We start from the raw sequence: 24556 nt of genomic DNA, 5'->3' as shown, positions 1-24556 counted from the left end.
TCGACGTCCCGCTGGGCCGTTCGGGTGGCACGGCACCGCCGTGCTCACCCGGGCGGCCCAGCCCGCGTTTGGGGCACGGGGCGATCGTCATATTTCTCACGGTGCGTCAGCTCTTCCCGGCTGGCGGATCGAAGGGACGACGAGACGATGGCGAAGCGGCGGAGGGCGATCGCGGGGGTACTCGCGTCCGCCGCGCTCCTGGCGGTGTGGTGCACGGGCCCGGCTCTCGCCTCGGACGCCGCCCCCGGTGGCGGCACGACGCTCGTCACCGTCGGCGGCGCCCCGGCGTCGGGCGCGGCGGGGTCCGCCGCAGCCGACCGGGCCAAGGCCCAACCCCCGGTGGTGCTGGCGACGATGACCGTCGACCCCGCGCAGAGCCGCGCCGGTGCCGCCGTCGACCTGCGAACCTTCGCCGACTGCGGAGGTACCAGCACCGGTGAGGTCCGCTCGGCGGCCTTCGCCGCGCCCGTCGGCCTGGCCCTGGCGGAGGACGGCGGCCTCTACGCCGCCGCCCGGATCGCCCCCGACGTCAAACCCGGCAGCTACCTCGTCCACGAGTTCTGCGCGGGCCACCCCGTCGCCGCGGGCCGCCTCACCATCGCCGACCTCGGCGCCCCCGCGACGGGAGGCGGCTGGCGCGCGCTCCGGGTCCGGCCGACCCCCGCGAAGGCGCCGGCCCCCACCGCCGCTTCCTCCCTCCCGCGCGACGCCGCCATCGGCCTCACCCTCGCCTCCCTCGCCTGCGTCGGCGCCTTCTCGCTCCACCGCCGCTACCGCCTCGCCCCGGTCGACGCCGATGCGTGACCGCAGGAGGGACGCCGAGGCCCGACGCCGTTCGCAGGGAGAGGACCGCGGTGCGGCTCCGCGGGGCATGCGGGGAGAGGACCGTGGTGCGGCTCCGCGGGGCATGCGGGGAGAGGATCGTGGTGCGGCTCCACGGGGCTCGCAGCGCGGCAGCCGCACGGAGGGCGACGGCACCCGGGACGTGCCGACGCAGCCCGGCGCGGCCGCGCGCGGGGTGGGGAGCGGGGAGCGGTCCCCGTCGGCGCGGACCGCCGGACCGAAGCGGACCGCGGACCAGGCTGCTCGGGCCGGTCGCCCGTCCCGCCCGGGCCCGCCCGACGGCGGTGGGCGCGGTGCCGTCCCACCCGGCTCGCGGTCCGGCAGCCGCCCGGAGGGCGCACAGGTGGGCAGGGTGTCGGCGGATGCGGACGCGCGTGGCGTTCGCGGTGCCGGTGGCCTGCGTGGCTCCGGGCGCGGTGGCCGCCCGGGGGGCGTGCGGGGTGCGGTGGCGCCGATGACGGCGTCGACGTCGACGTCGGCGGGGCGGAGGACGGTGGGGCGCAGGGCGGTGGGTGGCGTCGAGGTGGCGCGGCGGGTTCTCGGGCGGCTCCGGGGCCGGAGGGAGTCGCAGGCCGCCGGGAGCGGCCGCGTTCGGCCGGGTGCGCTCAGCGCGGCGCTGAGCGCCTCGCGGCTGAGGGCGCGACGACGGGCCGCGCCCCGCCTGAACGCGGCCCCCGCCGTGGCCGCGGCAGCCCGACGGCGCGACGGATTGAAGGCCGGGACGAGAGGACCCGCGCGGGCCGTGTGGAAGCGCGGGCCGCTGCGGGGCCTGCGCCGCAGGCGGGTGCTGGGAGTCGTCTCGGGCACGCTGCTCGCGGTCGCACTCGGTGGCGTGCTGTACGGGGTCGGCCACGGACACCGTGCCGTCCTGCCGGTGGCGGGCGTGGCCCGCGGCGGTTCGTCGCGCAGCGGCTCGGGGTCGGACGCAGTCCTGCCCGGCGCCGTCGCGCCCGGCCGCAGCACGCCCGGCGCCGGCGCACCTGGCGCGGTCGCGTCGAGCGGGGGCGCGCCCGCCGCCGGGCCCGCGGCGCTCGCCCGCTCGACGCCGTTGGTGCTGGCGATCCCGTCGGTGGGCCTCCAGGCGCCGCTGCTGGGGCTCGGGATGGACGGCAGGGGCGCGGCCGAGCTGCCGCCGTTCTCGCTGCCGCGCACCGCGGGCTGGCTGCGGGACTCGGCCTCGCCGGGGGAGGCGGGGACGGCCGTCGTGGTCGGGCACGTCGACACCACCACGGGCCCGGCCGTCTTCTGGAACCTCGCCGCCGTGCGGGCGGGCGCCGAGGTGGACGTGACGCGGTTGGACGGCCGGACGGCGGTCTTCACCGTGGACCGGGTGCACGCCTACCCACGGGCGCAGTTCCCGGCCGCGCAGGTCTACGGGCCCTCCCAGGGCGCACAGTTGCGCGTGGTGACCTGCGGTGGCACGTTCGATCGCAGCCGACGGGAGTACAGCGGCAACGTGGTGCTCTTCGCGCACCTGAGCGGCGTCCGCTGAGCTCAGGTGCGTACAATGTACGCACCTGATTGGAGGAGGCCGTCTTGGCGGAGGCGCGTACGCCCGTGTGGGCCCGGACCCGGAGCACCGGGCGCGGCCCTCAGCCGTCCCTGAGCGTCGAGTCCGTCGTCGGCGCAGCCATCGCGCTCGCCGACGCGGAGGGGCTGGAGTCGGTGTCGATGCGCCGCATCGCCTCCGAGCTGAGCGTGGGCACGATGTCCCTCTACCGCTACGTCGAGACCAAGGACGACCTGCTCGACCTGATGATCGACCAGGTCATGGGGGAGGGCGAGCGCCCGCCCCGTGACCGGGACTGGCGCGTCGAGCTGCGCGGCATCGCGCTGCGCTACCGCGCGCTCGTGCTGCGGCACCCGTGGGTGCTCGGTGTCTCGGCCTCCCGCCCGCCGCTCGGGCCCAACGTGATGGACAACAGCGAACGGATGCTGGCCGCCATGGACGGTCAGGGCCTCGGCATCGACGCGACGGCGGGCTTCGGCTGGACCGTGATGGCCTACGTCCGCGGCTTCGTGATGGGCGAGATCGCCGAGGCGGAGACGATCCGCCGCACCGGTGTCACCGAGGACGAGTACCGCCGCACGGTCGGGCCGTACCTGATGGGGGTGTTGGCGGAGGGACGGCACCCGCTGATGGCCCGGTTCGTCCACGAGGCCGACGACCACCCCGATGTGGACCAGGCCTTCACGTCCGGGCTGGACACCGTTCTGGACGGTCTGGCGGTCTCGCTGGAGCGGATGCAGGCGGTCCGGGCCGGGAAGCCCGGTGACCGGTCCGGAGTGTCGGTGGCGGGCGATAGCGTTTCCACGACGCGTTAGTCACCAGGCGCCAGTCATCAGACCAGTCGCCGGACGGCCAGGCCCGGAGGATCCCGTATGACCAAGACCGCTCCCACCGACGAGTTCGTGCTGCCCGAGTCGTGGCGCGCGGCGCTCCAGACCGAGGTGGAGCAGCCGTACTTCCACGAGCTCGCCGAGTTCGTCGCCGCCGAGCGGGCCACCGGCCAGGTCTTCCCGCCCCAGGGCGAGGTCTTCGCCGCGTTGGAGCACACCCCGCTCGACCAGGTGAAGGTGCTGCTGCTCGGGCAGGACCCGTACCACGACGACAACCAGGCGCACGGCATGTGCTTCTCCGTGCGCCGGGGCATCAAGGTGCCGCCGTCGCTGCGCAACATCTACAAGGAGCTCGGCACCGACCTCGGCCTCACCGCGCCCAAGCACGGCAACCTGGAGGAGTGGGCCGACCAGGGCGTGCTGCTGCTCAACGCGGTGCTCACGGTCCGCGCCCACGAGGCAGGCTCGCACGCGGGCAAGGGCTGGGAGAAGTTCACCGACGCCGTCATCAAGGCTGTCAACGCCCGCCAGGAGCCGGTGGTCTTCGTGCTGTGGGGCGGCTACGCCAAGAAGAAGCTCCCGCTGATCGACACCACCCGCCACGTGGTGGTGCAGAGCGGCCACCCCTCCCCGCTCTCCGCCCGCCACTTCCTCGGCACCAAGCCGTTCTCGCAGATCGACAAGGCTCTGGCCGACTTCGGTGCCGCCCCGATCAACTGGGAGCTCAGCGAGTGAACTGAAGTGAAGCCACGGTGACGGTTGCGCCCGACGAGCCGACCAGGGTCAGGTACAGGTCGTGGACCCCCTTGGTCGGCAGGTGCAGGGTCGCCGTCACCGTGCCGCTGCCCGCGGGCAGGTCGAGGGCACCGATGGTCGGGCTGCTCGGGGAGTCCACCCGGAGCTCCAACTTGGCCGTGGTGGTGGCGCGGTAGCCGAGCGTCACGCCCGTCGCCGCCGTCAGCTCGGAGCCGAAGTCGTAGCGGGGCAGTTCCGCCGTGGCCCCGTTGCCGCTCAGCGTGGGCAAGGACGGTGCCGGTCCGGCGACCGTCGAGGCTCGGCCGGACCGCTGCAGTACGGACACGTAGTCGACGACCATCGGCACGCCCGGCCGGGTGTCGGCCGTCGGCGTCGTCACGCCCTTCGGGGCCAGCGCGTCGGGGAACTGGCCGCCGACGGCGACGTTGAGCAGGAGGAAGTCCCCGGCGGTGGTGGCGGCCCGCCACGCCTCGGGGGAGACGTCCGACGCCTTGACCGTCCAGTAGTCGACACCGTCGAGGTACCAGCGCAACTCCTCGACGGGGCCACTGCGGTCCCACTCCAGGGCGTAGGTGTGGAACCCGCTGCGGCAGGCGCCCGCCGCGCAGGGCGTGGTGCCCCCGAGGCCGACCTTCTCGTTGCAGGGACCGCCCTGGCCGACGCCGCAGTGCATCGTGCCGCGCACCGTGTTGTCGCCGTTGACGTTCTCGACCACGTCGAACTCGCCGATGCCGGGCCAGGCGTTGGGGTTCGTCCGCTCGCCCGCGCCCAGTGCCCAGAACGAGGGCCAGTAGCCCAGCGCGGCGGGCCCACTCACCTGCGGCAACTGCAGCCGGGCCTCGAAGCGCAGCACCGAACCGGGCGCGGGGCGGAAGTCCGTCCGCCGGGTCTCGATGCGGGCGGAGGTCCACCGCCCGGCTGCGTCGCGCTGTGGCGTGATCAGCAGGTGACCTTGACCGTCCTGGCGCAGGTTGGCCGGGTCGGTGGTGTAGCGCTCGACCTCGCCGGTGCCCCACTGCGGGGCACCACCGGGGTAGCCGGTGCCGGTGTCGACGACCCAGCTCGCCGGATCCGGTGGCGCGCCCGCCGGCCCGCCGAAGTCGTCGCGCCAGACTGTGGACCAGCCCGGCGGCGGCGTCCCGACCGCGCCCGGGCCCGTAGACGAGCTGCCGTCCGAGCTGCCGGACGCGGGCGCCCCGCCGCGCAGCAGCGCGTACCCGACCGCTCCCGCCGCCAGCAGGGCCAGGACGACCCCGAGCAGCACCGATCCGCGCGCCGCCCTCACGACACCTGCACCCACCGCGCCACGGACGGAACTCCGGCCTTGTTCACGACGAACAGCATGTACCAGCCCGGCGGCACCAGTCCGCTGCTCTGCGGAATCGTCACACTGACGCCCGAACCGTCCGCTGCGCGCGTCAGCGGCAGGGCGATGCTGCGCTGCTGCACGTCCGTGGCGTGGGTGACGGAGGAGGGCCGCATCAGCCGGGCCGAGGCGATGTCGCCCGCGGCGGACGTGCTGAACCTGGCCGTCTCGCCGAGCCGCAGGTCCTGCGGGCCGCCGGTGACGCTCGGTCGGGCGCCCTGCTGGTAGAGGTAGGCGGGGGTGTAGATCTCGATGCGCTGCTCGAAGAACTGCGGGCCGACGTCCTGCTTGTTGCCGAAGAGCGGGTTGGAGCCGAGGGTGACCACGCGGCCGTCCGGCAGCAGCAGCGCCTCGCTGTGGTAGTCGCGGCCGACGGTCGGGTCGGCGGCGGGGGTGAAGGTGTTCGTGTCCGGGTGGTAGACGTCGGCCTTGAGGATGTCGCTGCCGCGCTTGCCCCGGTAGTCGCTGGAGCCGCCGGTGGTGAGCACGGTGTCGTCCGGCAGGACCACGCTGTTCAGGTAGCGGGTGTCGCCGCCCGGCAGGTTCGGGCCGGGGACGAAGTGCGGATCGGCGGTGGCCAGGTCGGCGATCGCGGTGCGGTCGGTGGACACGGCGGACTCGCCCGGCGCGCCACCGCCGAGGAACATCACCTTCTGGCTCTGGGCAGGGGGCAGCAGCACCGACGAGGAGGTCTCGGTCAGGTCGGGCCTGGTCAGGCCGGGCACCACCTGGAAGGTGTTGGTCCGCAGATCCCACAGGCCGGGCGTGCGGCCCTTCTTCGGGTCGCCGTAGCCGGCGTTGGAGCCGGAGTAGAAGAGCTTGTCGTTCGCGGTGAGGAAGAGCGCCGGGTAGGTGGCGAAGTACCGGTTCGGGCCGGGCGTCCACTTCTTGGTGGCCGGATCGAAGATCTCGTTCTGGCCGTTGAGGATCGAGCCGGTGTCGTCGAGGCCGGAGACGGCGACGACCTTGCCGTCGGCGAGCGGCGCCAGCGTCGGGTACCAACGGGCGTACTGCATCGGGTCGACGAGCTCGTACTGCTCGCTGACCGGGTCGAACTCGTAGGACGCCTTGATGCCCTCGAAGTTCTGGTCACCCATGTTGATGTTGCCGGTCATGCCGTAGAGCGTGTTGGCGTCGTTGCCGACCAGCCCCGATATCTGGAACCTGGTCTGCGCCTTGACGTTCTGGCCCTGGCCGGCCTTGGCGGCGAGCACGAAGACGGCCTGCTGGGTGTGGCGTACGACGGTGCGGAACCCGCCCGGGGCCTTCCGGTCGGTGACCCGCACCTTCTGTGCGGGACCGAGCACGAGCGTGTCGTCGGAGAGGTAGCGGCGGCCGTCGGGGGCGGTGAAGACCGTGCCCTTGGGGACGGTGCGGGCCTTGTTCGGGTCCTCGTTGAAGACCTGCATGGTGCCGCCCGCCGTGGTGACGGCGGCGCCGAGCACCTCGTACCGCAGCGTGCCGCCCGCCACCAGCAGCTTGCCGTCCGGCAGTTGGGAGTGGCCACCGCAGAACATGTCGGCCGGCGTGGGGATCAGCTTGTAGCTGTTGCGGACCGGGTCCCACAGCAGGGTCTTGAACGTCCCGGCCTTGAAGTTGTCGGAGTCGTTGCCCGAGCCGGCGATGATCAGCACCTTGCCGGTGCGGAGCAGGCTGGCGTGGATCGCGTTGACGCGGAACTGCTGCGGCAGCACCAGCGTGCTCCAGGAGCCGTACTTCGCCTTGTAGGCGGGCTGGGCGATCTCGTACGCGTGGTACTGCTGCTGGGCGAAGGAGACGGCGGCCGGGGCGTTCATGCCGACCACGGTCAGGACCAGGCTGCTGCCGAGCGCGAGCCGCTTGGTGCGCAGCGAGAGGGGGCGGCGGCTGAAGCGGCCGGCCTTGGACGGGAACGGACTCACGAGGACTTCCTCCGGGCGGAACGGGCCGCGTCGATGCGCCAGATGACGATCGGCAGCAGGCTGGTCGCCAGCGCGATGCCGGCCCAGATCCGCATGGCCAGGTAGGTGTTGTGGGTGACGAAGGAGGCGCCGAGCGCGGCGCCGAAGATCAGGGCCCAGAGCAGGTGCGTGCCGAAGGTCAGCACCCCGTCGCCGCTGACCGACCGGCCCTTGGGGGTGACTCGGAAGCCCGTCGGGATCCGCAGCAGGGCGGCGAGGAACGAGGTGGCGTAGATCGGGGTGGCGAGCGCGCCGATGGCCATGCCGCCGACACCGGTGGAGCCCGGCTTCTCGTGCGGGCTGATGTTGTGGCGGCGGTTCACCGCGTACAGGCCGATCTGCAGCAGCACCGCGTCGCTGTAGAGCATCATCCACGTCGAGGTCGGGACGGTGACCCCGGAGGCGCCGAGGACCAGGTAGAGCACGCTGCTGACCGCACCGAGGATGCAGGAGATCGCCGACATCGGGTAGAAGGTCAGCATCAGCAGGTAGTTGACCATCCGGCCGGGGGACAGCCGCCACATCCGCCACCAGAACTGCTTGAGCAGCGTCTCGTAGGTGCCGCGGCTCCAGCGGGACTGCTGGCGGAAGAAGTCCGTCCAGGAGCTGGGGCCCTCGCCGACGGCGAGCACGTCGGGCGTGTAGACCGAACGCCAGCGTGCCCCCGTGGCCGGGTTGCGGCGGGTGTGCAGCATCAGGCCGGTGGCCATGTCCTCCGTCACCGAGTCGTGGTAGCCGCCGACCTGGCGCAGCGCGCTGACCCGCAGCACGTTGTTGGTGCCGACCAGCATCGGCGCGTGGTACTTGTTGCCGGCGCGCTGCACCACGGAGTGGAAGAGGAACTGCTGGCTCTCGGCGGCCTTGGTGATCAGCCGGTGGTAGTTGCCGTAGACCTGCGGGCCGACGACGAAGGCCACGTCCTGGTCGCGGAACCAGCCGAGGGTGCGTTCCAGGAAGCCCGGGTGCGGCACGTGGTCCGGGTCGACGGCGGCGAGGTAGTCGTACTGCTCGCCGTGGACGTGCAGCCAGGCGTTGTAGTTGCCGTGCTTGGTGCGCGCCCGGAAGGAGCCCTTGCGGGTGTTGAACCCCTCGACGCCGCGCCGGGTGAAGTGGTGCACGCCGAGCTCGGCGCAGAGCGCGCGCAGTTCGTCGGTGTCGCCCTCGTCGAGCAGCCAGACGTGCAGCGTGCCGGTGTGGCGGATCCGCACCGCGGCCTCCAGCGTGCGGCGCAGCATCTCCACGGGCTCCGAGCCGGGCACGGCGGTGGTCAGGAAGGCGACCCTGGTGCCGCTCTGGGCCCGCACCGGGACCGGGTCGCGGGCGAACAGCGAGCCGTGCGCGTTGGAGACCACCTGGAGCAGCCGGAACAGCTCGATCACCACGATGCAGGCGAGCACCGTCTTGTCCAGCGCCAGCAACCAGGTGCGCGGATCGTAGGGCCGGGTGGTCCAGTTGCGCGGCAGGACCATCCACACCAGCAGTGCCAGCTCCATGAGCGGGGCCAGCACCATCAACGCCCAGACCCGGCGCCGGTTCGGCGCGTCGCTGAGCAGCCTGCGGTAGGCCACCCGGTACGGCCCGGCGGGCGCGTCGGCGACCGGACCGGCGAGCCGGCTGAACCGCTCGTAGTCGTAGAGCGGGACGTTCGTGCGTACCCCGGGATCGGGCGGAGCCTCCTGCTCCTTCGTGACCCGGGGCGCGGCAGACGTTTGCGTCATGTGCGACAACCCCCCTTGGACCGCGGGCCCGGACTCCGGGCGTGCGGCCAAACCCCCACAAGCCATGCGGAAACAGCCGGTTCCCCCCGGAAACGGCCGTAGCAACAAGCCTGCACGGCGTTACGGGCCGTAAGCAATCGGCTCCGGAAAATTAACGCGAAAGAGGGACCTGGTTCCGGACCCAGGTCCCTCATCGAGTGAACCTCGTCTACGTAATGCTACAAACCGGTTAAATGCGGAATGGCGCCTCCGTGACGGTGCGCAGTTCGTCGACGGTCACTCCGGGCGCGGTCTCCACCAGGCGCAGCCCTTCGGGCTCGACGTCGAAGACAGCGAGATCGGTGATGACCCGGTGCACCACCCGGCGGCCGGTCAGCGGCAGCGTGCAGCGGCGCAGCAGCTTGGGGCTGCCGTCCTTGGCCGTGTGCTCCATCACGACCACGACTCGGCGCGCGCCGTGCACCAGGTCCATCGCGCCGCCCATGCCCTTGACCATCTTGCCGGGGATCATCCAGTTGGCCAGATCCCCCTCGGCCGAGACCTGCATGGCCCCGAGGATCGTCACGTCCACCCGCCCCGAGCGGACCATGCCGAAGGACGCCGCCGAGTCGAAGAAGCACGCCCCGGCGAGCGTCGTGACGGTCTCCTTGCCCGCGTTGACCAGGTCCGGATGCTCGGTTCCGGCGATCGGGTACGGGCCGGTGCCGAGGATGCCGTTCTCCGAGTGCAGCACGACGTGGACGTCGGCGGGCAGGTGGTTGGGCACGAGCGTGGGCAGTCCGATGCCGAGGTTGACGTACTGCCCGTCCCGCAGTTCCGCTGCGGCGCGGGCGGCGAGCTGGTCGCGGGTCAGGGGTGTCGTGGTCGTCATCGTGCGTTCTCCTCGGTGGCGGTGCGGGTGGTGCGGCGCTCGATGCGCTTGTCGTCCGGATCGGCCAGGACCACACGGTCGACGTGGATGCCGGGGAGGTGGATCGAGTCCGGATCCAACTCGCCCGCGTCGACGATCCGTTCGGCCTCGACCAGGGTGATGCGGCCCGCGGCCGCCGCGAGCGGGTTGAAGTTGCGGGCGGCGGCGTGGAAGACGAGGTTCCCGTGCCGGTCCGCGACGGCCGCGCGGACCAGTGCGAAGTCGGCGGTGATCGCCTCCTCGAGCAGGTGGTCGCGGCCGTCGAAGGTGCGGACCTCCTTGGGTGGCGAGGCGAGGAGCACGTGGCCGTCCGGCCCGTAACGCCACGGCAGCCCACCCTCCTCGACCTGCGTACCGACGCCGGCCGGGGTGTAGAACGCGGGAATCCCGGCCCCACCCGCGCGCAGCCGCTCGGCGAGGGTGCCCTGCGGCACGAGCTCGACCTCCAGCTCGCCGCTCAGGTACTGCCGGGCGAACTCCTTGTTCTCGCCGACGTACGACGAGGTCATCCGGGCGATCCGCCCTTCGCGCAGCAGCAGGCCGAGTCCCCAGTCGTCCACACCGCAGTTGTTCGACGTGACCCGCAGCCCGCCGACGCCGGCGCCGACGAGCGCGCCGATCAGCGTCGACGGGATCCCGCACAGCCCGAACCCGCCGACGGCGAGGGAGGCCCCTTCGGGTATGTCCGCGACGGCCTCGGCCGCGGAGGAGAGGACTTTGTCCATGGGGAGGGTTCCGTTTCAGATGGGGGACGTTGCAACACCTCAGGGGCGCGGGGAACTGCGCGACCATCCCCCAGCCTTCGGCCGGGAGGTGCCCCCATCCCACGCAGGTAGAGCCCCGAACGAGCAGAGCCATCCGCTCGTCAGTGGTTGCTCGCGCAGTTCCTCGCGCCCCTGAGGTGATTGCAACGTCCCTTGAGTGCACCAGCTATGGCGATCGGCCACATGCTTCCCGCAGGGGATGCAGCTGCCGGTCACATGTCCCGGCAAGGGCCCCGCTCCTACGGTTCCGGCATCCACCCTGCAGACCGAGGAGCCGCAGCCATGAGCACCAACCGCCCGTCCGCTTCCGCCAGACGCGCCGTCGCCTACCTCGCCGCGGCCGCCGCCACTGCCCTGCTCGCGGGCTGCGCCTCCGCCGGGACCGCCGGAACCGCGGCGAGCGGCGGCAACGCGTCCGCGCCGGTCAAGGTCGGCCTGCTGTACTCCAAGACCGGTCTGCTGGCCGCCTACGGCGCGCAGTACGAGCAGGGCTTCCAAGCCGGCCTCGCCTACGCCACCCACGGCACCGGCAAGGTGAACGGGCATCAGGTCGACGTGATCGAGCAGGACGACACCGGCGACCCGGCGACCGCCGTCGCCGACGCCAAGGACCTGATCGGCAAGGGCGTGAAGATCCTGGCCGGCACCACGGACTCCGGCATCGGCCTGCAGCTCGCGCCGCTCGCCGCACAGAACCAGGTGCTGTACGTCTCCGGCCCGGCCGCCACCGACGCGCTGACCGGGATCAACAAGTACACCTTCCGCTCGGGTCGGGAGAGCTACCAGGACATCGCCGCGGCCGGCTCCTTCGTCGGCGACCCGAGCGGCAAGAAGATCCTGGTGCTCGCACAGGACAGCGCGTTCGGGCAGGCCAACGTCGCCGCCGTCAAGGCCGTGCTGGGGGCGAAGGGCGCGACGGTCACGCAGGTGCTCGCACCGCCGAGCGCGCAGGACCTGACGCCGTTCGCGCAGCAGGTGAAGTCCGCCAAGGCCGACCTGGTCTACGTCGCCTGGGCCGGCGCCACCGCGCCCGCGCTGTGGACGGCGCTGGACCAGCAGGGCGTGCTCGGGTCCACCAAGGTCGTCACCGGCCTGGCCGGGACCGCCTCGTACCCGATCTTCGGCAACGCGGGCAGCAAGGTCGACTTCCTGGCCCACTACTTCCCGGGCGCGGGCGGCAACAACACGGTCGAGACGGCCATGATCAACGGCATCAAGCAGGCCGGCGGAACGCCGGACCTGTTCTCGCCGGACGGGTTCACCGCGGCGCTGATGATCGTCCACGCGATCCAGGCGTCCGACAGCGACACCGGCGCCATGGTGAAGGCGCTGGAGGGCTGGTCCTTCGACGGACCCAAGGGCGCGGAGCAGGTGCGCGCGTCCGACCACGCGCTGCTGCAGCCGATGTTCCAGGCCACCCTCACCGGCTCCGGCGCCTCGGCGCAGCCCAAGCTGCTGACCGCGCTCACGGCCGACCAGGTCGCGCCGCCGGCCAAGACCATCGCGGGCTGAGACGCGTGACGACCGACACGCACCAGGCGCCGCCGGTGCTCCGCCTCACCGACGTGGGGTGGAGCATCGGCGGCGCGGTGATCCTGGACGACGTCTCGCTGGAGGTCCGCGAGGGCGAGTTCCTCGCCTTCATCGGGCCCAACGGGGCAGGCAAGACCTCGCTGTTCAACCTGGTCAGCGGCCTGAACCCGGTCAGCCGGGGCAGCATCCGGCTGGACGGCGCGGACATCACCCGGCTCGCCCCGCACGCCCGTGCCCGGCGCGGGCTGGGCCGCACCTTCCAGACCTCCAGCCTCTGGCCCGCCATGACCGTCGCCGACCACGTGCGTCTCGCCGCGCAGGCGGCCCAGGGCGGCTCGTACCGGCTGTGGCGCCGCGCACGCCCGTTCACCGCCGAGGTGACGGCGACGCTGGAGCGCACCGGCCTCGCCGACCGTGCCGACGCCCTCGCGGGCTCCCTCTCGCACGGCGAGAAAAGGAAGTTGGAGCTGGCCGTGCTGCTGGTGGGCGACCCGCGGGTGATGCTGCTCGACGAACCGATGGCCGGCGTCAGCGCCGAGGAGGTGCCCGCCCTGACGGAGCTGATCCGCTCGCTCCACCGCGACGAGGGCCGCACCGTGATGATGGTGGAGCACCACATGGACGTCCTGCTGGGCCTGGCCGACCGCCTGGCCGTCATGCACCACGGCACCCTGCTCGCCCTCGACGTGCCCGACACCGTCATGGCCGACGAGACCGTGCAGTTCGCGTACCTGGGGGAGGAGTTGTGACCTCCTCCCTGCTGTCCGTCCGCGGCCTGAAGGTCGTTGTCGGCGGCCGCCACATCCTGCACGGCGTCGACCTCGACGTCGCCCCGGTCGGCGTCACCGCGCTGCTCGGCCGCAACGGCGCGGGCAAGACGACGACGGTCCGCGGCATCCTCGGCCTGGTCCCGCGCACCGGCTCGGTGATCTACGACGGCCTCGAGACCAACGGCCTGACGACGCACCGGATCGTGCAGCGCGGCATCGGCTACGTCCCCGAGGACCGCGGCATCTTCGCCTCGCTCACGGTGGCGGAGAACCTGCGGCTCGCCGAGCGCGATCCCGACCCCGCCTACGACCTGGTCCACGAGCTCTTTCCCGAGCTCAGACAGCGCGCCCGGCAGGCCGCCGGGACGCTCTCCGGCGGACAGCAGCAGATGGTCGCCATCGGCCGCACCCTGCTCAACCGCTCCAACCGGCTCGTCATCGCGGACGAGCCCACCAAGGGCCTCGCGCCGCGCGTCGTCACCGAGGTGGCGGTGGCGCTCGAACGCGCCGCCCAGGCCGTGCCGATCCTGCTCGTCGAGCAGAACCTGGCCCTGGTCCGGCGGTTGGCCGACCACTGCGCCGTCCTCGCCGACGGCCGCACCGCCCACGCCGGCCCGGCCGCCGAGTTGCTGGCCGACGCCGACAAGTCCCGCACGCTGCTCGGCGTCGGCCGCCGCGCGGACACGGCCCCGGCTCCCGTTGCTCCCGCTGCCCCCGCGACAGGAGGGGACCACTGATGTCCACCGTCGTCCTGCTCAGCGTCACCGGGCTCGGCCTCGGCGCGCTGTACTTCCTCGTCGCGTCCGGCCTCTCGCTCATCTTCGGCCTGATGGACGTGCTCAACTTCGCCCACGGCGCCCTGCTGTCGATCGGCGCCTACGCCACCTGGTGGGCGGCGAGCCACTCCTTCGGCTACCCGCTCGCGCTGCTCTTCGGCACCGCCGTCGGCACGCTGGCCTCCGTCGCGCTCGAACTGGGCCTGATCCGGCCGCTGTACCGGCGCCCCCGCGAACAGGTCCTGGCCACCGTCGGCGTGGGACTGGCCGTGCCGGCGCTGCTCTCCGCGATCTGGGGCGCCGACGCCCGCACCTTCCCCGTCCCCGCCTCGCTCGGCGGGACGTTCACGCTGCTCGGCGCGACCGTGCCGGTGGACCGGCTGGTGCTGATCGGTGCGGCGCTGGTGGTCCTGCTCGCTCTCAAGGCGTTCCTCGGCCGCACCCGGCACGGGCTCGTCGTGCGCGCCGGCGTCGAGGACCGCGCCATGGTCACCGCCCTCGGCATCGACGTGCGCAGGGCGTTCACCCTGGTCTTCGCGATCGGCGGCGCGGCGGCCGCCCTCGCGGGTGGCCTCGCCGGCCTGTACTTCGGCTCCGTCGACCCGACCCAGGGCAGCTCACTGCTGATCTTCGGCTTCGTCGTCGTCGTGATGGGCGGCCTCGGCTCCGTCAGCGGCGCGGCCGTCGCCTGCGTCGTGGTCGGCCTGGTCCAGCAGTTCGCCAACTACTACAGCACCGCGGGTCTGGGCGACCTGTCCGTGGTCGTCTTGCTCGCCGCCCTGCTGCTGGTGCGGCCGAGCGGCCTGACCGGGAGGCTCGCGTGAACGTCCCCGCCCTACTGCGCCCGCTCCGGCGGTGGTGGCCAGCGCTCGCCCTCGTGGTGCTGGTCCTGCTTCCGTACAGCGCGCTGTCGCTGCCCGGCCTGCTGGACGGGCCGATCGGCAGCCCCGGCAGCCTGCAACTGCTGGCGCTCTGCCTGGTCTTCGGCGCGCTCGCCACCGGTTACGACCTGCTGCTCGGCCGCACCGGCCTGCTCTCCTTCGGCCACGCCCTCTACTTCGCCGCCGGGACGTACGCCACGGACCTGCTGCTCACGCAGACCGGCCTGGGCTTCTGGCCCTCGGCGGCGCTGGGCCTGCTCGCGGGCGTCGTCCTGGCCGCACTGCTGGGTTCGGTCAGCCTGCGGATGACGGGCATCGGCTTCGCCATGGTCACCCTCGCGTTCGCGCAGGCCGGTTCGATCCTGGTCGAGCGCGACCCCGGCGGGGTCACCGGTGGCGAGGAGGGCCTGGCCGCGACCGGCCTGCCCGGCTGGCTCGTCGGCATCCAGCACACCGCCAACCTGTACTGGATCGCCCTCGCCTACCTCGTCGTCACCCTCGCCGCCGTCCAGTGGGCGGTGCGCTCGCCGATCGGCCGCGTCTGGGAGGGCATCCGCGAGAACGAACGCCGGGTGGAGGTGCTCGGCCTGCGCCCCTACGGCTTCAAGCTCGTCGCCTTCGTCCTCGCCGGAACCCTCGCCGCCCTCGGCGGAGTGGTCTATCTTCTGCTCACCGGCGGGGCCACCCCGCAGGCCACCACCTCCGACTTCACGCTGTCGCTGCTGGTGATGGTGGTGCTGGGCGGCTCCGGCAGCCGCTGGGGGCCGCTTGTCGGTGGCGTGCTGTACACCTGGGCCCAGCATCGACTCGCGAGCCTGGCCGGCTCCGGGACGATCGCCGGCCTGCCGTCCGTGCTGCGGGTGCCGCTGTCGCAGCCGCTGTTCCTACTGGGGGTGCTGTTCGTGGTCATCGTCTACGCCCTGCCGGGCGGGGTCGCCGGTCTTCCGGCCCGCTTGCGGGGGAGGGGAGCTCAGGCATGAGCGCCGTTCCGGAGTTCGAGGAGCTGTCCGTCCCGGTCGAGGGCGGCGAGTTGAGGGTCCTGCGGTGGGCGGGGTCGTCGTCGGCCGCATCCGGGTCGTCCGACGGGCCCGTCGTGCTGGCCCTCCACGGCATCACCGCCAACGGCCTCGCCTGGGGCCCGGTCGCCGAGGCGCTGGACGGCCGCGTCACGCTCCTCGCCCCCGACCTGCGCGGTCGGGCGGCGAGCGCGTCGACAGACGGCCCCTGGGGCATCGGCCGCCATGCGGACGACGCCGCAGCGGTCGTCCACGCGCTGGCGGGCGGCGGCCCGGTCACGTTGACGGGCCATTCGATGGGTGCGTACGTCGCTGCGGTGGCCGCGGTCCGGTATCCGGCCCTGTTCTCGTCCGTCCTGCTGGTCGACGGCGGCGTCGGCTTCCCCCCGCCTCCGGGCCTGGACGGTGACGAACTGCTCACCGCCGTGCTCGGCCCGGCGATGGCGCGGCTGTCGATGACGTTCGCCTCACGCGAGGCCTACCGGGAGTTCTGGCTCGCCCACCCGGCCGTGGGCGGCGGCTGGTCCGAAGCGGTGGACGCCTACCTTCAGCGGGACCTGGTGGGGGAGGAGCCGACGCTGCGCTCCTCCTGCGTCCTGGACGCCGTTCGCGTGGACGGCATGGGCGTGTTCGACAAGGAGGTCCTCTCGGCGGTGCACGAGCTGTCCGTCCCGTCCCGCCTGCTGATCGCGGAACGCGGCCTGCAGAACGAGCCGCAGGGCCTGCTGGACGCCTCCCGCATCGCCGCCGCGGGCGTGGACACGCTCCGCGTCCCCTTCGAGGTGGTCCCGGACTCGAACCACTACTCGATCCTCACCGCGCCGGCCCACGCAGGGCGCATCGCAGACCTGCTGGTGGCAACCTCATAGGCGCGCGAGGCTCTGCCAATCAACTGCGTGCGCGACAATCCCCCAGCCTTCGGCCGGGAGGTGCCCCCTCCTCGCGCCCCTGAAGGCCGCTACGCGGCCTCAGCCAGCGACTCCGTCGCCGGCGCGGCGGCGCGGTTGCGGGCGCGCTGGCGGGCGACCTTGCGGGCGACGAACGCGCTGATCGTGGTCGTCGCCGCGAAGGAGACGGCCATGCTCAGCCAGAACGTGTTGAACGCGTTCTCGTTCAGCCAGCCGACCGCGATGACGTAGAGCGACCAGACCGCCGCCGACACCGCGGACCAGCGGACGAAGTGGCGCGGCGGCGCCACCGCCGTGCCGACCGCCAGGTCGAGGACGCTGCGTCCGCCGGGCACGAAGCGGGCGATGACGACGGTACGGCCCGGCTTGCGCTCCAGCGCGGACAGGACGGTGGCCGCGGCTTCGACCGTGCCCGCACGACGGCCGATCCAGCGGCGCGCCCGCGCGCCGCCCCGGCGGCCCAGCCGCAGCAGGACCAGGTCGGCGGCGAAGGACGCCGCCGCGACCCCGGCGATGAGGATCGGCAGCGGGGCGTGTGACTCACGCGACTCCAGCACGGCCGCGACCACGATGGACGCGCTGGGGACGAACGGGAGGAACGCGTCGGAGAAGACAGCCAGCAGGGCCAGCAGGTAGAACCACGACGATTCCAGGTAGCCGAGCATCACGTTCACGCCCACTGCACCTTGCCCGTTCCTGTTCGGTCGTCGTCTGCGTCGCTACCGGTCCACCCACGTTCCGGACCAGCCCTCCCACTGGTCGACGACCAACGCTAGCCGGTGCATCATGCCATCGGACACGCACCCCACGTGTCGGTGCTCACTCCCTTCTTACCTGGGAGAACGCTGGGAACACGCTCCGCTGCCGGACCGAGACGGTCCGCTATCGCATCGTGACGCCTCGTTCACCCGCCGGCTGACTTGACGTCAGCCGGACGACCCTCCCGCTTCCTAGCGTTGTCACCATGACCGCCACGATTCCGGCCTCCGCCGCCCCGGCCGCGCCCACGCCTCCGGCGGGCCGCGGAGCGTCCGCCGCGGCCCGTACGCGCGCTGGACGCCTGCGCGCGGTCGGGCCGGTGCCGCGCCTGCGGCTGCAGGCCGGCGCCGCGCTGCTGCTGCTCGCGGCGCTGCTGGTGACGGCGGTGCTCGGGTTCGCCGACACCGTCGCGCGGGTGCACCAGCTCACCGCCGTCTCCGAGCCGCGCGCCGCCGCGGCCGGACGGCTCTACCAGGCGCTGGCCGACCTTGACGCGCAGCGCGCCAAGTCCCTGGTCATGGGCTACTCCGCGCCGGATCCGGCCGACCCCACCGCCGCGCCGGTCCTCGTCGACGACGGCGTCCTGGCCGCGCTGACCGCGCAGGCGGACCAGCGCGACGCGTCCGCCGCCCTCGCGCAGCTCGCCGCCGCCGAGCCGGAGCAGGTCCAGGGTCTGCTGAACGCGTTGAACCTCTACGACTTCTGGACCGGCACCGAGGAGTACTTCGTCGGCACCCAGGCCGATCCGGTCGTCGGCCATCCCGTGGCCGGCGCCGTCGACAACTACGCCCAGGCCGACGCGCTGCTCGGCTCCCAGCTGCTGCCCGCGGTCGACGCCCTGCTCGGCGACGCCGACCGGCAGGTCTCCCAGGACCGCGCCGCCGCCCACGACGCCGCCCTCGCCTACGCCGGGGTGCTCGGCGGGCTCGGTGTGGCGACCGTGCTGGTGCTGCTGTGGTGGCAGCGCGACCTGATGGTCCGGCACAACCGCGTCTTCAACCGGCCGCTGGTGGCCGCCACGGTGTGCGTCGCCGCGCTGCTCGTCGGCACCACCTCGGCCCTGCTCGGTGCCGCCGGAGAGGTCGACTCCGCCGTCTCGGCCGGGTACACGCCCTACGCCCGGCTCTCGCAGGCGTCCGTCGCCGCGGCGGACGCCGAGGCGCGGCAGAGCCGGTGGGTCGTCGACGTCGACTACCGGTCCGCGCTGGCCGCCGACTTCCAGGGCGACGCCGCCCGCGTCAAGCAGCTACTGGCGGCTGACACCTCCCCGGCGGCGGCCGTGGTCCGGCAGCGCTTCGACGCCTACCTCACCTCCGACACCGGCCTGCGGCAGGTCGCCGAGAGCGGCGACGTCAACGGCGCGGCGCTGCGGCTGACCGGCGTCGGCCGGGACGACGCGGCGTTCTCCTACTACGACTTCTCGGTCCACCTCGGCGCGCTGGCGGCGGCCGACGCGGCGGCCTTCAGCGCCCACGCGTCCGCCGCGGCCGACGACCTGTCCGGCTGGGCGGCGGTCTCCGCGGCCGGGCTCGGCGTGGCGATGCTGCTGGTCCTGACCGGCGTCCGCCCGCGCCTGCGCGAGTTCGCCTGAGTGGATCGGACTCAGTGGCCGGACGAGTGCCGGTAGAGGTAGTCGACGACGGGGACGGTGCCGCTGACCCCTTCCTGGTACATGAACGGCGAGGTGCGGAAGGTGCCACCGACGATGACGCTCGGCATCTCGTCGGTCTGGTACGCGTCCCGCAGCGCGGGCGCCGCCTGCGTCTCGTCCTGGACCTGCTGCGACTCGTAGGCCTGCTGCACCGCGCGCGGGTCCATCCCCTCGCCGGCGGCCCAGTCGAGCACGGCCTGCTCGGTCGTCAGGTCCATCCCCTCGTCGCGCACGGCGTGGAAGACCGGGATCGCCTCCCGCTGGGAGACGCCCAGCTTGTCGAGGGTGTAGAAGAGCCGGGCGTAGGCCGTCATCACCGGCTTGTCCGGCCATGCGGCCGGGATACGGCGGATCACCACGGGCGGGTTCTGCCGCGCGGCCCAGTCGTCCAGCGGCTGCTCCAGCTGGTACGAGTGCGCGCAGTTGTACCAGAACACCTCGGTGACCTCGCGCGGCGCCGTCTTCACGGGGTGCGCCAGCCGTACGTACTCCTGCCCCTCGGTCGGGGCGGCGTCGGCGGTGACGCCCGTCGGGGCGGGCGCGGGCGCGGCGCCGAGGAGGGTGGAGCAGATGGCCGCGGCGAGGGCGAGCCGGATCAGAACGCGCATGTACGCACGATGGCAAGCCACCCGTCGCCGCACCGCCCGGACACGGCGGCGGCACGCCGGTTTCGCCCGATCGGGGCGCGGCCGATAATTCGTTTGCCGCCGCCGGGGGCCTCGCTTACCGTGGATGACGTACCTACTGCCGCCCGTCAGGAGAAGGCCCTTGCTTCGCTGAGCTCGGAGACACGTCCCCGACCTCAGCTGTGCTGTGCCCTCTTCCGTTTCCGGGCGGCTTTTGCATGCCCGTGCGCTGTCGCGCTGACGTGCTTTCGCGCTGACGTGCTGTCGCGATCGAAGGGCTTTCCGTCGGGTCTCCGTGTCTCCCACGTGTCGCTGGATCACTTCACCCAACGCCACCGGGAGCCCCGCATGTCACAACCCACCTTCCACGACCCCGCCGTCATCGCCACCGGCCTGAGCTACGCCTGGCCCGACGGCACGCCCGTCCTCGACGGGCTGGACTTCTCCGTCACACCCGGCCGCACCGGCCTGATCGGGCGCAACGGCAGCGGCAAGTCCACGCTGCTGCGCCTGGTCGCCGGGGACCTGACCCCCGACGCCGGGCAGGTCCGCATCCGTGGCACGCTCGGCTACCTGCCGCAGCGTCTGCCACTGGACGTGGAACTGCCCGTCGACGTGGCCCTCGGCATCGCTGGCCCGCGCCGCGCCCTGCACGCCATCGAACGCGGCGAGGTGACGGAGGAGAACTACGCCGCCGTCGGCGAGCAGTGGGACGTCGAGGAGCGCGCGCAGGCGGAGCTGGACCGGCTCGGTCTCGGCCACCTCGGCCTGGACCGACGCCTGGCCGAGCTGTCCGGCGGCGAGGCGATCCTGCTGGGCCTGGCCGGCCAACTGCTGCGCGGCCCGGACGTGCTGCTGCTGGACGAGCCGACCAACAACCTCGACACCGGTGCCCGCGAGCGGCTCCACCAGGCCGTCACCGAGTTCCGCGGCACGCTCGTCGTGGTCAGCCACGACCGCGCGCTGCTGGACCTGGTCGACTCCGTGGCCGAGCTGCGTGACGGCGAGGTGAACTGGTTCGGCGGCAACTTCAGCGCCTACGAGGAGGCGCTCGCCGTCGCCCAGGAGGCGGCGCACCGCGACGTCCGCGTTGCCGAGTCCGATCTGCGGCGCCAGCGCCGCGAGCTGGTCGACACCCAGGTCAAGCTGGCGCGGCGCCAGCGCTACGGCCAGAAGATGTTCGACCAGAAGCGGGAGCCGAAGATCGTCATGGGTGCGCGCAGGCGCGCGGCGGAGCAGTCCGCCGGGCGGCTGCGCAACGAGCACGAGGAGAAGGTCCGCCTCGCCCGGGAGCGCCTCAGCGAGGCGGAGCTCGCGGTGCGGGACGACGACGAGATCCGCGTCGACCTTCCGGCGACCGAGGTCCCGGCGGGCCGCACCGTGCTGTCCCTGATGGACCTGCTGCCCCGGTACGCGGATCCGCTGGGTCCGCGGGTGGATCTGGAGCTGCGCGGACCGGAGCGGGTGGCCCTGGTCGGTCCGAACGGGAGCGGCAAGACGACGCTGCTGCGGACCATCGTCGGCGAGCTCGGCCCAGTGGCGGGCGAGGTGCACGCCCCCGTGCCGATCCGGTACCTGCCGCAGCGGCTGGACCTGCTCGACGAGGAAGCGAGCGTGGTCGCGAACGCGGCCCGGTTCGCGCCTCAGGCCACACCGAACGCGCTGCGGGCGCGGCTCGCCCGCTTCCTCTTCCGCGGCGCGCGGGCGGACCAGCCGGTCGGCACACTCTCCGGCGGCGAGCGGTTCCGCGCCGCTCTCGCGGCGCTGCTGCTGGCCGAGCCCGCACCGCAGCTGCTGCTGCTGGACGAGCCGACCAACAACCTCGACCTCGCCGGCGTCCGCCAGCTGACCACCGCGTTGGCCGGCTACCGGGGCGCGCTCATCGTGGTCTCCCACGACCGGCGCTTCCTCGCGGAGCTGGGGATCGACCGGACGGTCACGTTGGGCAGGTGAGGAACCCGTCAGGGGCGCGGGGAACTGCGCGACAAGCCACCCTGCGTGGTGAGTCGCTCAGCGAGCAGGGCCATCCGTGGTGGGTGGTTGCTCGCGCAGTTCCCCGCGCCCCTGGGGGAACGCTCAGCCGCCGGTGGCCGACGTCGCGGGAGCCTTGATCGGGGACATGAACCAGTCGAACCAGATCGACGCGGAGACGAAGAGCCCGATCAGACCCAGCACCACGCCCGCCCACGCGACCGCCTTGACCCAGGAGGGAACCTCCTTGCTGGACAGGAACGAGCCGCCGAACAGCGTCGCCGCCCCCACCAGCACGGCGACCAGCGCGAACGCGCCGTTCCACTCGGCCATGCGGTGCCACGCCTCGGTGTAGGCGTTCTTGATCACGTCAGCATTGGTCTTGGCGCCGATCTGGCCCAGTACACCCTGACGCTGCTGGATGACCGTGCCGAGGTACGTGCCACTCAGCGACACCACGCCCAGCGCCGCGGAGACGATCGCGGACGCGCCGCCGAGGACGCCCTTGGAGACGCTCTCCTGCGTCAGCGCCTCCAGCTCCTCGTCGGTCAGGTCGTCCAGCTCCTTCTGCTCGGGGCTGAGGACCGTGTTCGCGCGGGGTGCCCACGCGGTCTTCTGGGTGACGCCCATGGAGACCGTCTTGGGATCGGCGACCTGCGCGTCGTCGGACATGGGGGCGGCGGGGCCGAGGCCGGGGAGGCCGCTGGGGGCGGAGGTGCCGCCCGGGGTGGTGGGACCGGGAGTCGTCATGCGGGGCACCCTAGGGCTTCTTTGTGAGGAGCGGATGAATTCTTGACTCCTTCATGGGATTCGCGGCCTGCCGGAGCTGGCCACGCCACGCGGACTCGGGTGTCGCTCCTGTCCATCCCCACCAGAACCGGGGCTCAGGTCTTGTACAGAGTCGCACCCATGTCTCGCTGGTCCCGCCTCGTAGGGTCGTAAGGGTGAGCTGGTTCCCCGCCACAGCGGGAAGCCGTTCCGTGCCGACCTTGGAGTGTTCTGCGATGACCGTCCTGCGTGAAGCCCCTGTCAGCACGAGCGATGCGCACGGCCGCGTCGCCGAGCTGGCTGCCATTCGTGAGCAGGTGCTGGCGGGGCCGAGTGCGGCGGCCACCGAGGCCCAGCACGCGAAGGGCAAGCTGACCGCGCGCGAGCGTATCGCTCTGCTGCTGGACGAAGGCTCCTTCAGCGAGGTCGAGCCGCTGCGTCGGCACCGGGCCACCGGCTTCGGACTGGAGGCGAAGAAGCCCTACACCGACGGTGTGATCACCGGGTGGGGCACGGTCCACGGCCGCACCGTCTTCGTCTACGCCCACGACTTCCGGATCTTCGGCGGCGCGCTGGGCGAGGCCCACGCGCAGAAGATCCACAAGATCATGGACATGGCCATCGCGGCCGGCTGCCCGCTGGTGTCGCTGAACGACGGCGCCGGCGCCCGCATCCAGGAGGGCGTGACCGCCCTCGCCGGCTACGGCGGCATCTTCCAGCGCAACACCCGCGCTTCCGGTGTGATCCCCCAGATCTCCGTGATGCTCGGCCCGTGCGCCGGCGGCGCGGCCTACAGCCCGGCGCTGACCGACTTCGTCTTCATGGTCCGCGAGACTTCGCAGATGTTCATCACCGGCCCGGACGTGGTCAAGGCCGTCACCGGTGAGCAGATCTCCCAGAACGGTCTCGGCGGCGCGGACGTGCACGCCGAGGTCTCCGGTGTGGCGCACTTCGCCTACGACGACGAGCGCAGCTGCCTGGAGGAGGTCCGCTTCCTGCTGTCGATGCTGCCGCAGAACAACCGCGAGACCCCGCCGACCGAGATGACCGAGGACCCGGCCGACCGTCGCTGCGAGGCGCTGCTCGACCTGGTCCCGGCGGACGGCAACCGTCCGTACGACATGCGCAAGGTGATCGAGGAGCTCGCCGACGACGGCCAGTTCATGGAGATCCACGAGCGCTGGGCCACCAACGTCATCTGCGCGCTGACCCGCATGGACGGCCAGGTCGTCGGCATCGTCGCCAACCAGCCGCAGTCGCTGGCCGGCGTGCTCGACATCCACGCCTCCGAGAAGGCCGCGCGGTTCGTGCAGCTGTGCGACGCGTTCAACATCCCGCTGGTCACGCTGCTGGACGTGCCGGGCTTCCTGCCGGGCGTCGACCAGGAGCACGGCGGCATCATCCGCCATGGCGCCAAGCTGCTGTACGCGTACTGCAACGCCACCGTTCCGCGCATCTCGCTGGTGCTGCGCAAGGCCTACGGCGGCGCCTACATCGTGATGGACTCGCGCTCCGTCGGCGCCGACCTGGCCTTCGCCTGGCCGACCAACGAGATCGCGGTCATGGGCGCCGAGGGCGCGGCCAACGTCATCTTCCGCCGCGAGATCGCCGCCGCCGACGACCCCGAGGTCAAGCGCGTCGAGATGGTGCAGCAGTACAAGGACGAGCTGATGCACCCCTACTACGCCGCCGAGCGTGGCCTGGTCGACGACGTGATCGACCCCGCCGCCACCCGCGAGGTGCTCATCCGCTCGCTGCAGATGCTCCGCACCAAGCACGCGGACCTGCCGGCCCGCAAGCACGGCAACCCGCCGCAGTAAGCACATCCCAGTCGTTACCCATCTCCGCACCGCACCGCACCGTACCGAGGAAGGCAGCAAACGATGACCTCCGCCACTGTGCCGATGGTCCAGATCGTCAAGGGTGAGCTCGCCGACGACGAGCTCGCCGCGCTGACCGCCGTCCTGATGGCCCGCGCCGCCGCCGCGCAGCGCGCGACCCAGCCCCGCTTCGCCCACGGCAGCCGCCACCCGCAGGCCCGCTGGCGTCGCCTGGAGCGCGTCTCCAGCTACCGCAACCCCGTCAGCTGGCGCTGACCGGCCGGCTGGCGTTGACCGGCGCGACACCGGCAGGCGGAGACGCGGCAGGCCGGCCCTGGCCAGGCCCATGATCATGTGGGTGGGCCATGATCCCGGACCCGCCTGCCGTGCGCCGCGCCTTCCCAGCCCTTCGAGCCGACGTCGGCCCGCAGCGCCGACGC

The 24556-nt window shown here is 72.6% G+C and carries 22 protein-coding genes; 14 read left to right on the top strand and 8 right to left on the bottom strand.

All coding sequences use genetic code 11. The features are described from left to right. Window positions 1–147: 147 nt before the first annotated feature. The 4 genes from BMY61_RS20570 (at window position 148) to ung (ending at window position 3918) form a co-directional block, all read left to right on the top strand. On the top strand, window positions 148–804 hold the full coding sequence (locus BMY61_RS20570) for a hypothetical protein (RefSeq protein ID WP_042459082.1): 657 nt from the start codon (window positions 148–150) through the stop codon (window positions 802–804). Window positions 805–1585: 781 nt separating this feature from the next. Beyond that, complete coding sequence (locus BMY61_RS46350; RefSeq protein ID WP_075004000.1) at window positions 1586–2335, top strand: class F sortase; 750 nt, start codon at window positions 1586–1588, stop codon at window positions 2333–2335. A 44-nt stretch (window positions 2336–2379) separates the two neighbouring features. Then, window positions 2380–3168, top strand: coding sequence for a TetR/AcrR family transcriptional regulator (locus BMY61_RS20560; RefSeq protein WP_042450311.1), 789 nt, complete (start codon window positions 2380–2382; stop codon window positions 3166–3168). Window positions 3169–3225: 57 nt separating this feature from the next. After that, window positions 3226–3918, top strand: coding sequence for a uracil-DNA glycosylase (gene ung, locus BMY61_RS20555; protein ID WP_042450310.1), 693 nt, complete (start codon window positions 3226–3228; stop codon window positions 3916–3918). On the opposite strand, the gene BMY61_RS20550 is transcribed toward ung, so the two are convergent. From BMY61_RS20550 to BMY61_RS20530, 5 genes are all read right to left on the bottom strand, one after another. After that, window positions 3908–5224 (bottom strand): carbohydrate-binding protein, encoded by a 1317-nt coding sequence (locus tag BMY61_RS20550; protein WP_075003999.1) that lies wholly within the window; start codon window positions 5222–5224, stop codon window positions 3908–3910. The two genes, ung and BMY61_RS20550, sit on opposite strands and share 11 nt — an antisense overlap. Further along, window positions 5221–7101: a radical copper oxidase GlxA gene (gene glxA, locus BMY61_RS20545; RefSeq protein ID WP_082015157.1), complete on the bottom strand. Its 1881-nt coding sequence runs from the start codon at window positions 7099–7101 to the stop codon at window positions 5221–5223. The genes BMY61_RS20550 and glxA overlap by 4 nt, the downstream gene beginning before the upstream one ends. Window positions 7102–7202: 101 nt before the next feature. Then, a complete protein-coding gene (locus BMY61_RS20540) occupies window positions 7203–8963 on the bottom strand; it encodes a glycosyltransferase family 2 protein (protein ID WP_042450308.1) in 1761 nt (586 codons plus the stop codon). Between the two features lie 229 nt (window positions 8964–9192). Beyond that, window positions 9193–9834 carry a CoA transferase subunit B gene (locus tag BMY61_RS20535; protein WP_042450307.1) on the bottom strand — a complete coding sequence of 214 codons (642 nt, stop codon included), beginning with the start codon at window positions 9832–9834 and terminating at the stop codon, window positions 9193–9195. Beyond that, window positions 9831–10598, bottom strand: coding sequence for a CoA transferase subunit A (locus BMY61_RS20530; RefSeq protein WP_042450306.1), 768 nt, complete (start codon window positions 10596–10598; stop codon window positions 9831–9833). Before BMY61_RS20530 ends, BMY61_RS20535 begins: the two co-directional genes overlap by 4 nt. A 321-nt stretch (window positions 10599–10919) precedes the next feature. Here BMY61_RS20530 and BMY61_RS20525 point away from each other — a divergent pair, with 321 nt between their 5' ends. The 6 genes from BMY61_RS20525 to BMY61_RS20500 are packed head-to-tail and all read left to right on the top strand — an operon-like array spanning window position 10920 to window position 16482. Next, complete coding sequence (locus BMY61_RS20525) at window positions 10920–12149, top strand: substrate-binding domain-containing protein (protein ID WP_042450305.1); 1230 nt, start codon at window positions 10920–10922, stop codon at window positions 12147–12149. A gap of 5 nt (window positions 12150–12154) precedes the next feature. Further along, complete coding sequence (locus BMY61_RS20520; RefSeq protein ID WP_042450304.1) at window positions 12155–12919, top strand: ABC transporter ATP-binding protein; 765 nt, start codon at window positions 12155–12157, stop codon at window positions 12917–12919. Continuing rightward, window positions 12916–13677 (top strand): ABC transporter ATP-binding protein, encoded by a 762-nt coding sequence (locus BMY61_RS20515; protein WP_042450303.1) that lies wholly within the window; start codon window positions 12916–12918, stop codon window positions 13675–13677. The genes BMY61_RS20520 and BMY61_RS20515 overlap by 4 nt, the downstream gene beginning before the upstream one ends. Continuing rightward, complete coding sequence (locus tag BMY61_RS20510) at window positions 13677–14540, top strand: branched-chain amino acid ABC transporter permease (RefSeq protein WP_042450302.1); 864 nt, start codon at window positions 13677–13679, stop codon at window positions 14538–14540. The genes BMY61_RS20515 and BMY61_RS20510 overlap by 1 nt, the downstream gene beginning before the upstream one ends. Then, window positions 14537–15577, top strand: coding sequence for a branched-chain amino acid ABC transporter permease (locus BMY61_RS20505; protein WP_042450301.1), 1041 nt, complete (start codon window positions 14537–14539; stop codon window positions 15575–15577). The genes BMY61_RS20510 and BMY61_RS20505 overlap by 4 nt, the downstream gene beginning before the upstream one ends. Then, complete coding sequence (locus BMY61_RS20500) at window positions 15574–16482, top strand: alpha/beta fold hydrolase (RefSeq protein WP_042450300.1); 909 nt, start codon at window positions 15574–15576, stop codon at window positions 16480–16482. Before BMY61_RS20505 ends, BMY61_RS20500 begins: the two co-directional genes overlap by 4 nt. A gap of 89 nt (window positions 16483–16571) precedes the next feature. On the opposite strand, the gene BMY61_RS20495 is transcribed toward BMY61_RS20500, so the two are convergent. Then, window positions 16572–17186 (bottom strand): DedA family protein, encoded by a 615-nt coding sequence (locus BMY61_RS20495; protein WP_236656090.1) that lies wholly within the window; start codon window positions 17184–17186, stop codon window positions 16572–16574. A 299-nt stretch (window positions 17187–17485) separates the two neighbouring features. Between BMY61_RS20495 and BMY61_RS46345 the strand changes: the two genes are divergently transcribed. Next, on the top strand, window positions 17486–18871 hold the full coding sequence (locus tag BMY61_RS46345; RefSeq protein ID WP_042450299.1) for a hypothetical protein: 1386 nt from the start codon (window positions 17486–17488) through the stop codon (window positions 18869–18871). A gap of 11 nt (window positions 18872–18882) precedes the next feature. Here the strand turns inward: BMY61_RS46345 and BMY61_RS20485 are convergent, their stop codons facing one another. Then, window positions 18883–19539, bottom strand: coding sequence for a thiol:disulfide interchange protein DsbA/DsbL (locus tag BMY61_RS20485; RefSeq protein WP_042450298.1), 657 nt, complete (start codon window positions 19537–19539; stop codon window positions 18883–18885). 366 nt (window positions 19540–19905) lie between these two features. Here BMY61_RS20485 and BMY61_RS20480 point away from each other — a divergent pair, with 366 nt between their 5' ends. Further along, complete coding sequence (locus BMY61_RS20480) at window positions 19906–21510, top strand: ABC-F family ATP-binding cassette domain-containing protein (protein ID WP_042450297.1); 1605 nt, start codon at window positions 19906–19908, stop codon at window positions 21508–21510. 123 nt (window positions 21511–21633) lie between these two features. On the opposite strand, the gene BMY61_RS20475 is transcribed toward BMY61_RS20480, so the two are convergent. Continuing rightward, window positions 21634–22278 (bottom strand): hypothetical protein, encoded by a 645-nt coding sequence (locus BMY61_RS20475; RefSeq protein ID WP_052438872.1) that lies wholly within the window; start codon window positions 22276–22278, stop codon window positions 21634–21636. A 254-nt stretch (window positions 22279–22532) separates the two neighbouring features. Between BMY61_RS20475 and BMY61_RS20470 the strand changes: the two genes are divergently transcribed. After that, window positions 22533–24116 (top strand): acyl-CoA carboxylase subunit beta, encoded by a 1584-nt coding sequence (locus tag BMY61_RS20470; protein WP_042450295.1) that lies wholly within the window; start codon window positions 22533–22535, stop codon window positions 24114–24116. A 63-nt stretch (window positions 24117–24179) separates the two neighbouring features. Beyond that, on the top strand, window positions 24180–24392 hold the full coding sequence (locus BMY61_RS20465; RefSeq protein ID WP_042450294.1) for an acyl-CoA carboxylase subunit epsilon: 213 nt from the start codon (window positions 24180–24182) through the stop codon (window positions 24390–24392). Window positions 24393–24556 lie beyond the last annotated feature (164 nt).

Origin of the sequence: Streptacidiphilus jiangxiensis (assembly GCF_900109465.1) — a bacterium.
Classification (GTDB): domain Bacteria; phylum Actinomycetota; class Actinomycetes; order Streptomycetales; family Streptomycetaceae; genus Streptacidiphilus; species Streptacidiphilus jiangxiensis.
This window is presented reverse-complemented; position numbering and strand designations above follow the sequence as displayed.

Coding starts and splice junctions, on each gene's coding strand:
- ung (WP_042450310.1), top strand. CDS start 3,226: ATGACCAAGACCGCTCCCACCGACGAGTTCGTGCTGCCCGAGTCGTGG.
- BMY61_RS20500 (WP_042450300.1), top strand. CDS start 15,574: ATGAGCGCCGTTCCGGAGTTCGAGGAGCTGTCCGTCCCGGTCGAGGGC.
- BMY61_RS20525 (WP_042450305.1), top strand. CDS start 10,920: ATGAGCACCAACCGCCCGTCCGCTTCCGCCAGACGCGCCGTCGCCTAC.
- BMY61_RS20530 (WP_042450306.1), bottom strand. CDS start 10,598: ATGGACAAAGTCCTCTCCTCCGCGGCCGAGGCCGTCGCGGACATACCC.
- BMY61_RS20540 (WP_042450308.1), bottom strand. CDS start 8,963: ATGACGCAAACGTCTGCCGCGCCCCGGGTCACGAAGGAGCAGGAGGCT.
- BMY61_RS20480 (WP_042450297.1), top strand. CDS start 19,906: ATGTCACAACCCACCTTCCACGACCCCGCCGTCATCGCCACCGGCCTG.
- BMY61_RS20485 (WP_042450298.1), bottom strand. CDS start 19,539: ATGCGCGTTCTGATCCGGCTCGCCCTCGCCGCGGCCATCTGCTCCACC.
- BMY61_RS20495 (WP_236656090.1), bottom strand. CDS start 17,186: ATGCTCGGCTACCTGGAATCGTCGTGGTTCTACCTGCTGGCCCTGCTG.
- BMY61_RS20470 (WP_042450295.1), top strand. CDS start 22,533: ATGACCGTCCTGCGTGAAGCCCCTGTCAGCACGAGCGATGCGCACGGC.
- BMY61_RS20465 (WP_042450294.1), top strand. CDS start 24,180: ATGACCTCCGCCACTGTGCCGATGGTCCAGATCGTCAAGGGTGAGCTC.
- BMY61_RS20475 (WP_052438872.1), bottom strand. CDS start 22,278: ATGACGACTCCCGGTCCCACCACCCCGGGCGGCACCTCCGCCCCCAGC.
- glxA (WP_082015157.1), bottom strand. CDS start 7,101: ATGAACGCCCCGGCCGCCGTCTCCTTCGCCCAGCAGCAGTACCACGCG.
- BMY61_RS20535 (WP_042450307.1), bottom strand. CDS start 9,834: ATGACGACCACGACACCCCTGACCCGCGACCAGCTCGCCGCCCGCGCC.
- BMY61_RS20510 (WP_042450302.1), top strand. CDS start 13,677: ATGTCCACCGTCGTCCTGCTCAGCGTCACCGGGCTCGGCCTCGGCGCG.
- BMY61_RS46345 (WP_042450299.1), top strand. CDS start 17,486: ATGACCGCCACGATTCCGGCCTCCGCCGCCCCGGCCGCGCCCACGCCT.
- BMY61_RS20570 (WP_042459082.1), top strand. CDS start 148: ATGGCGAAGCGGCGGAGGGCGATCGCGGGGGTACTCGCGTCCGCCGCG.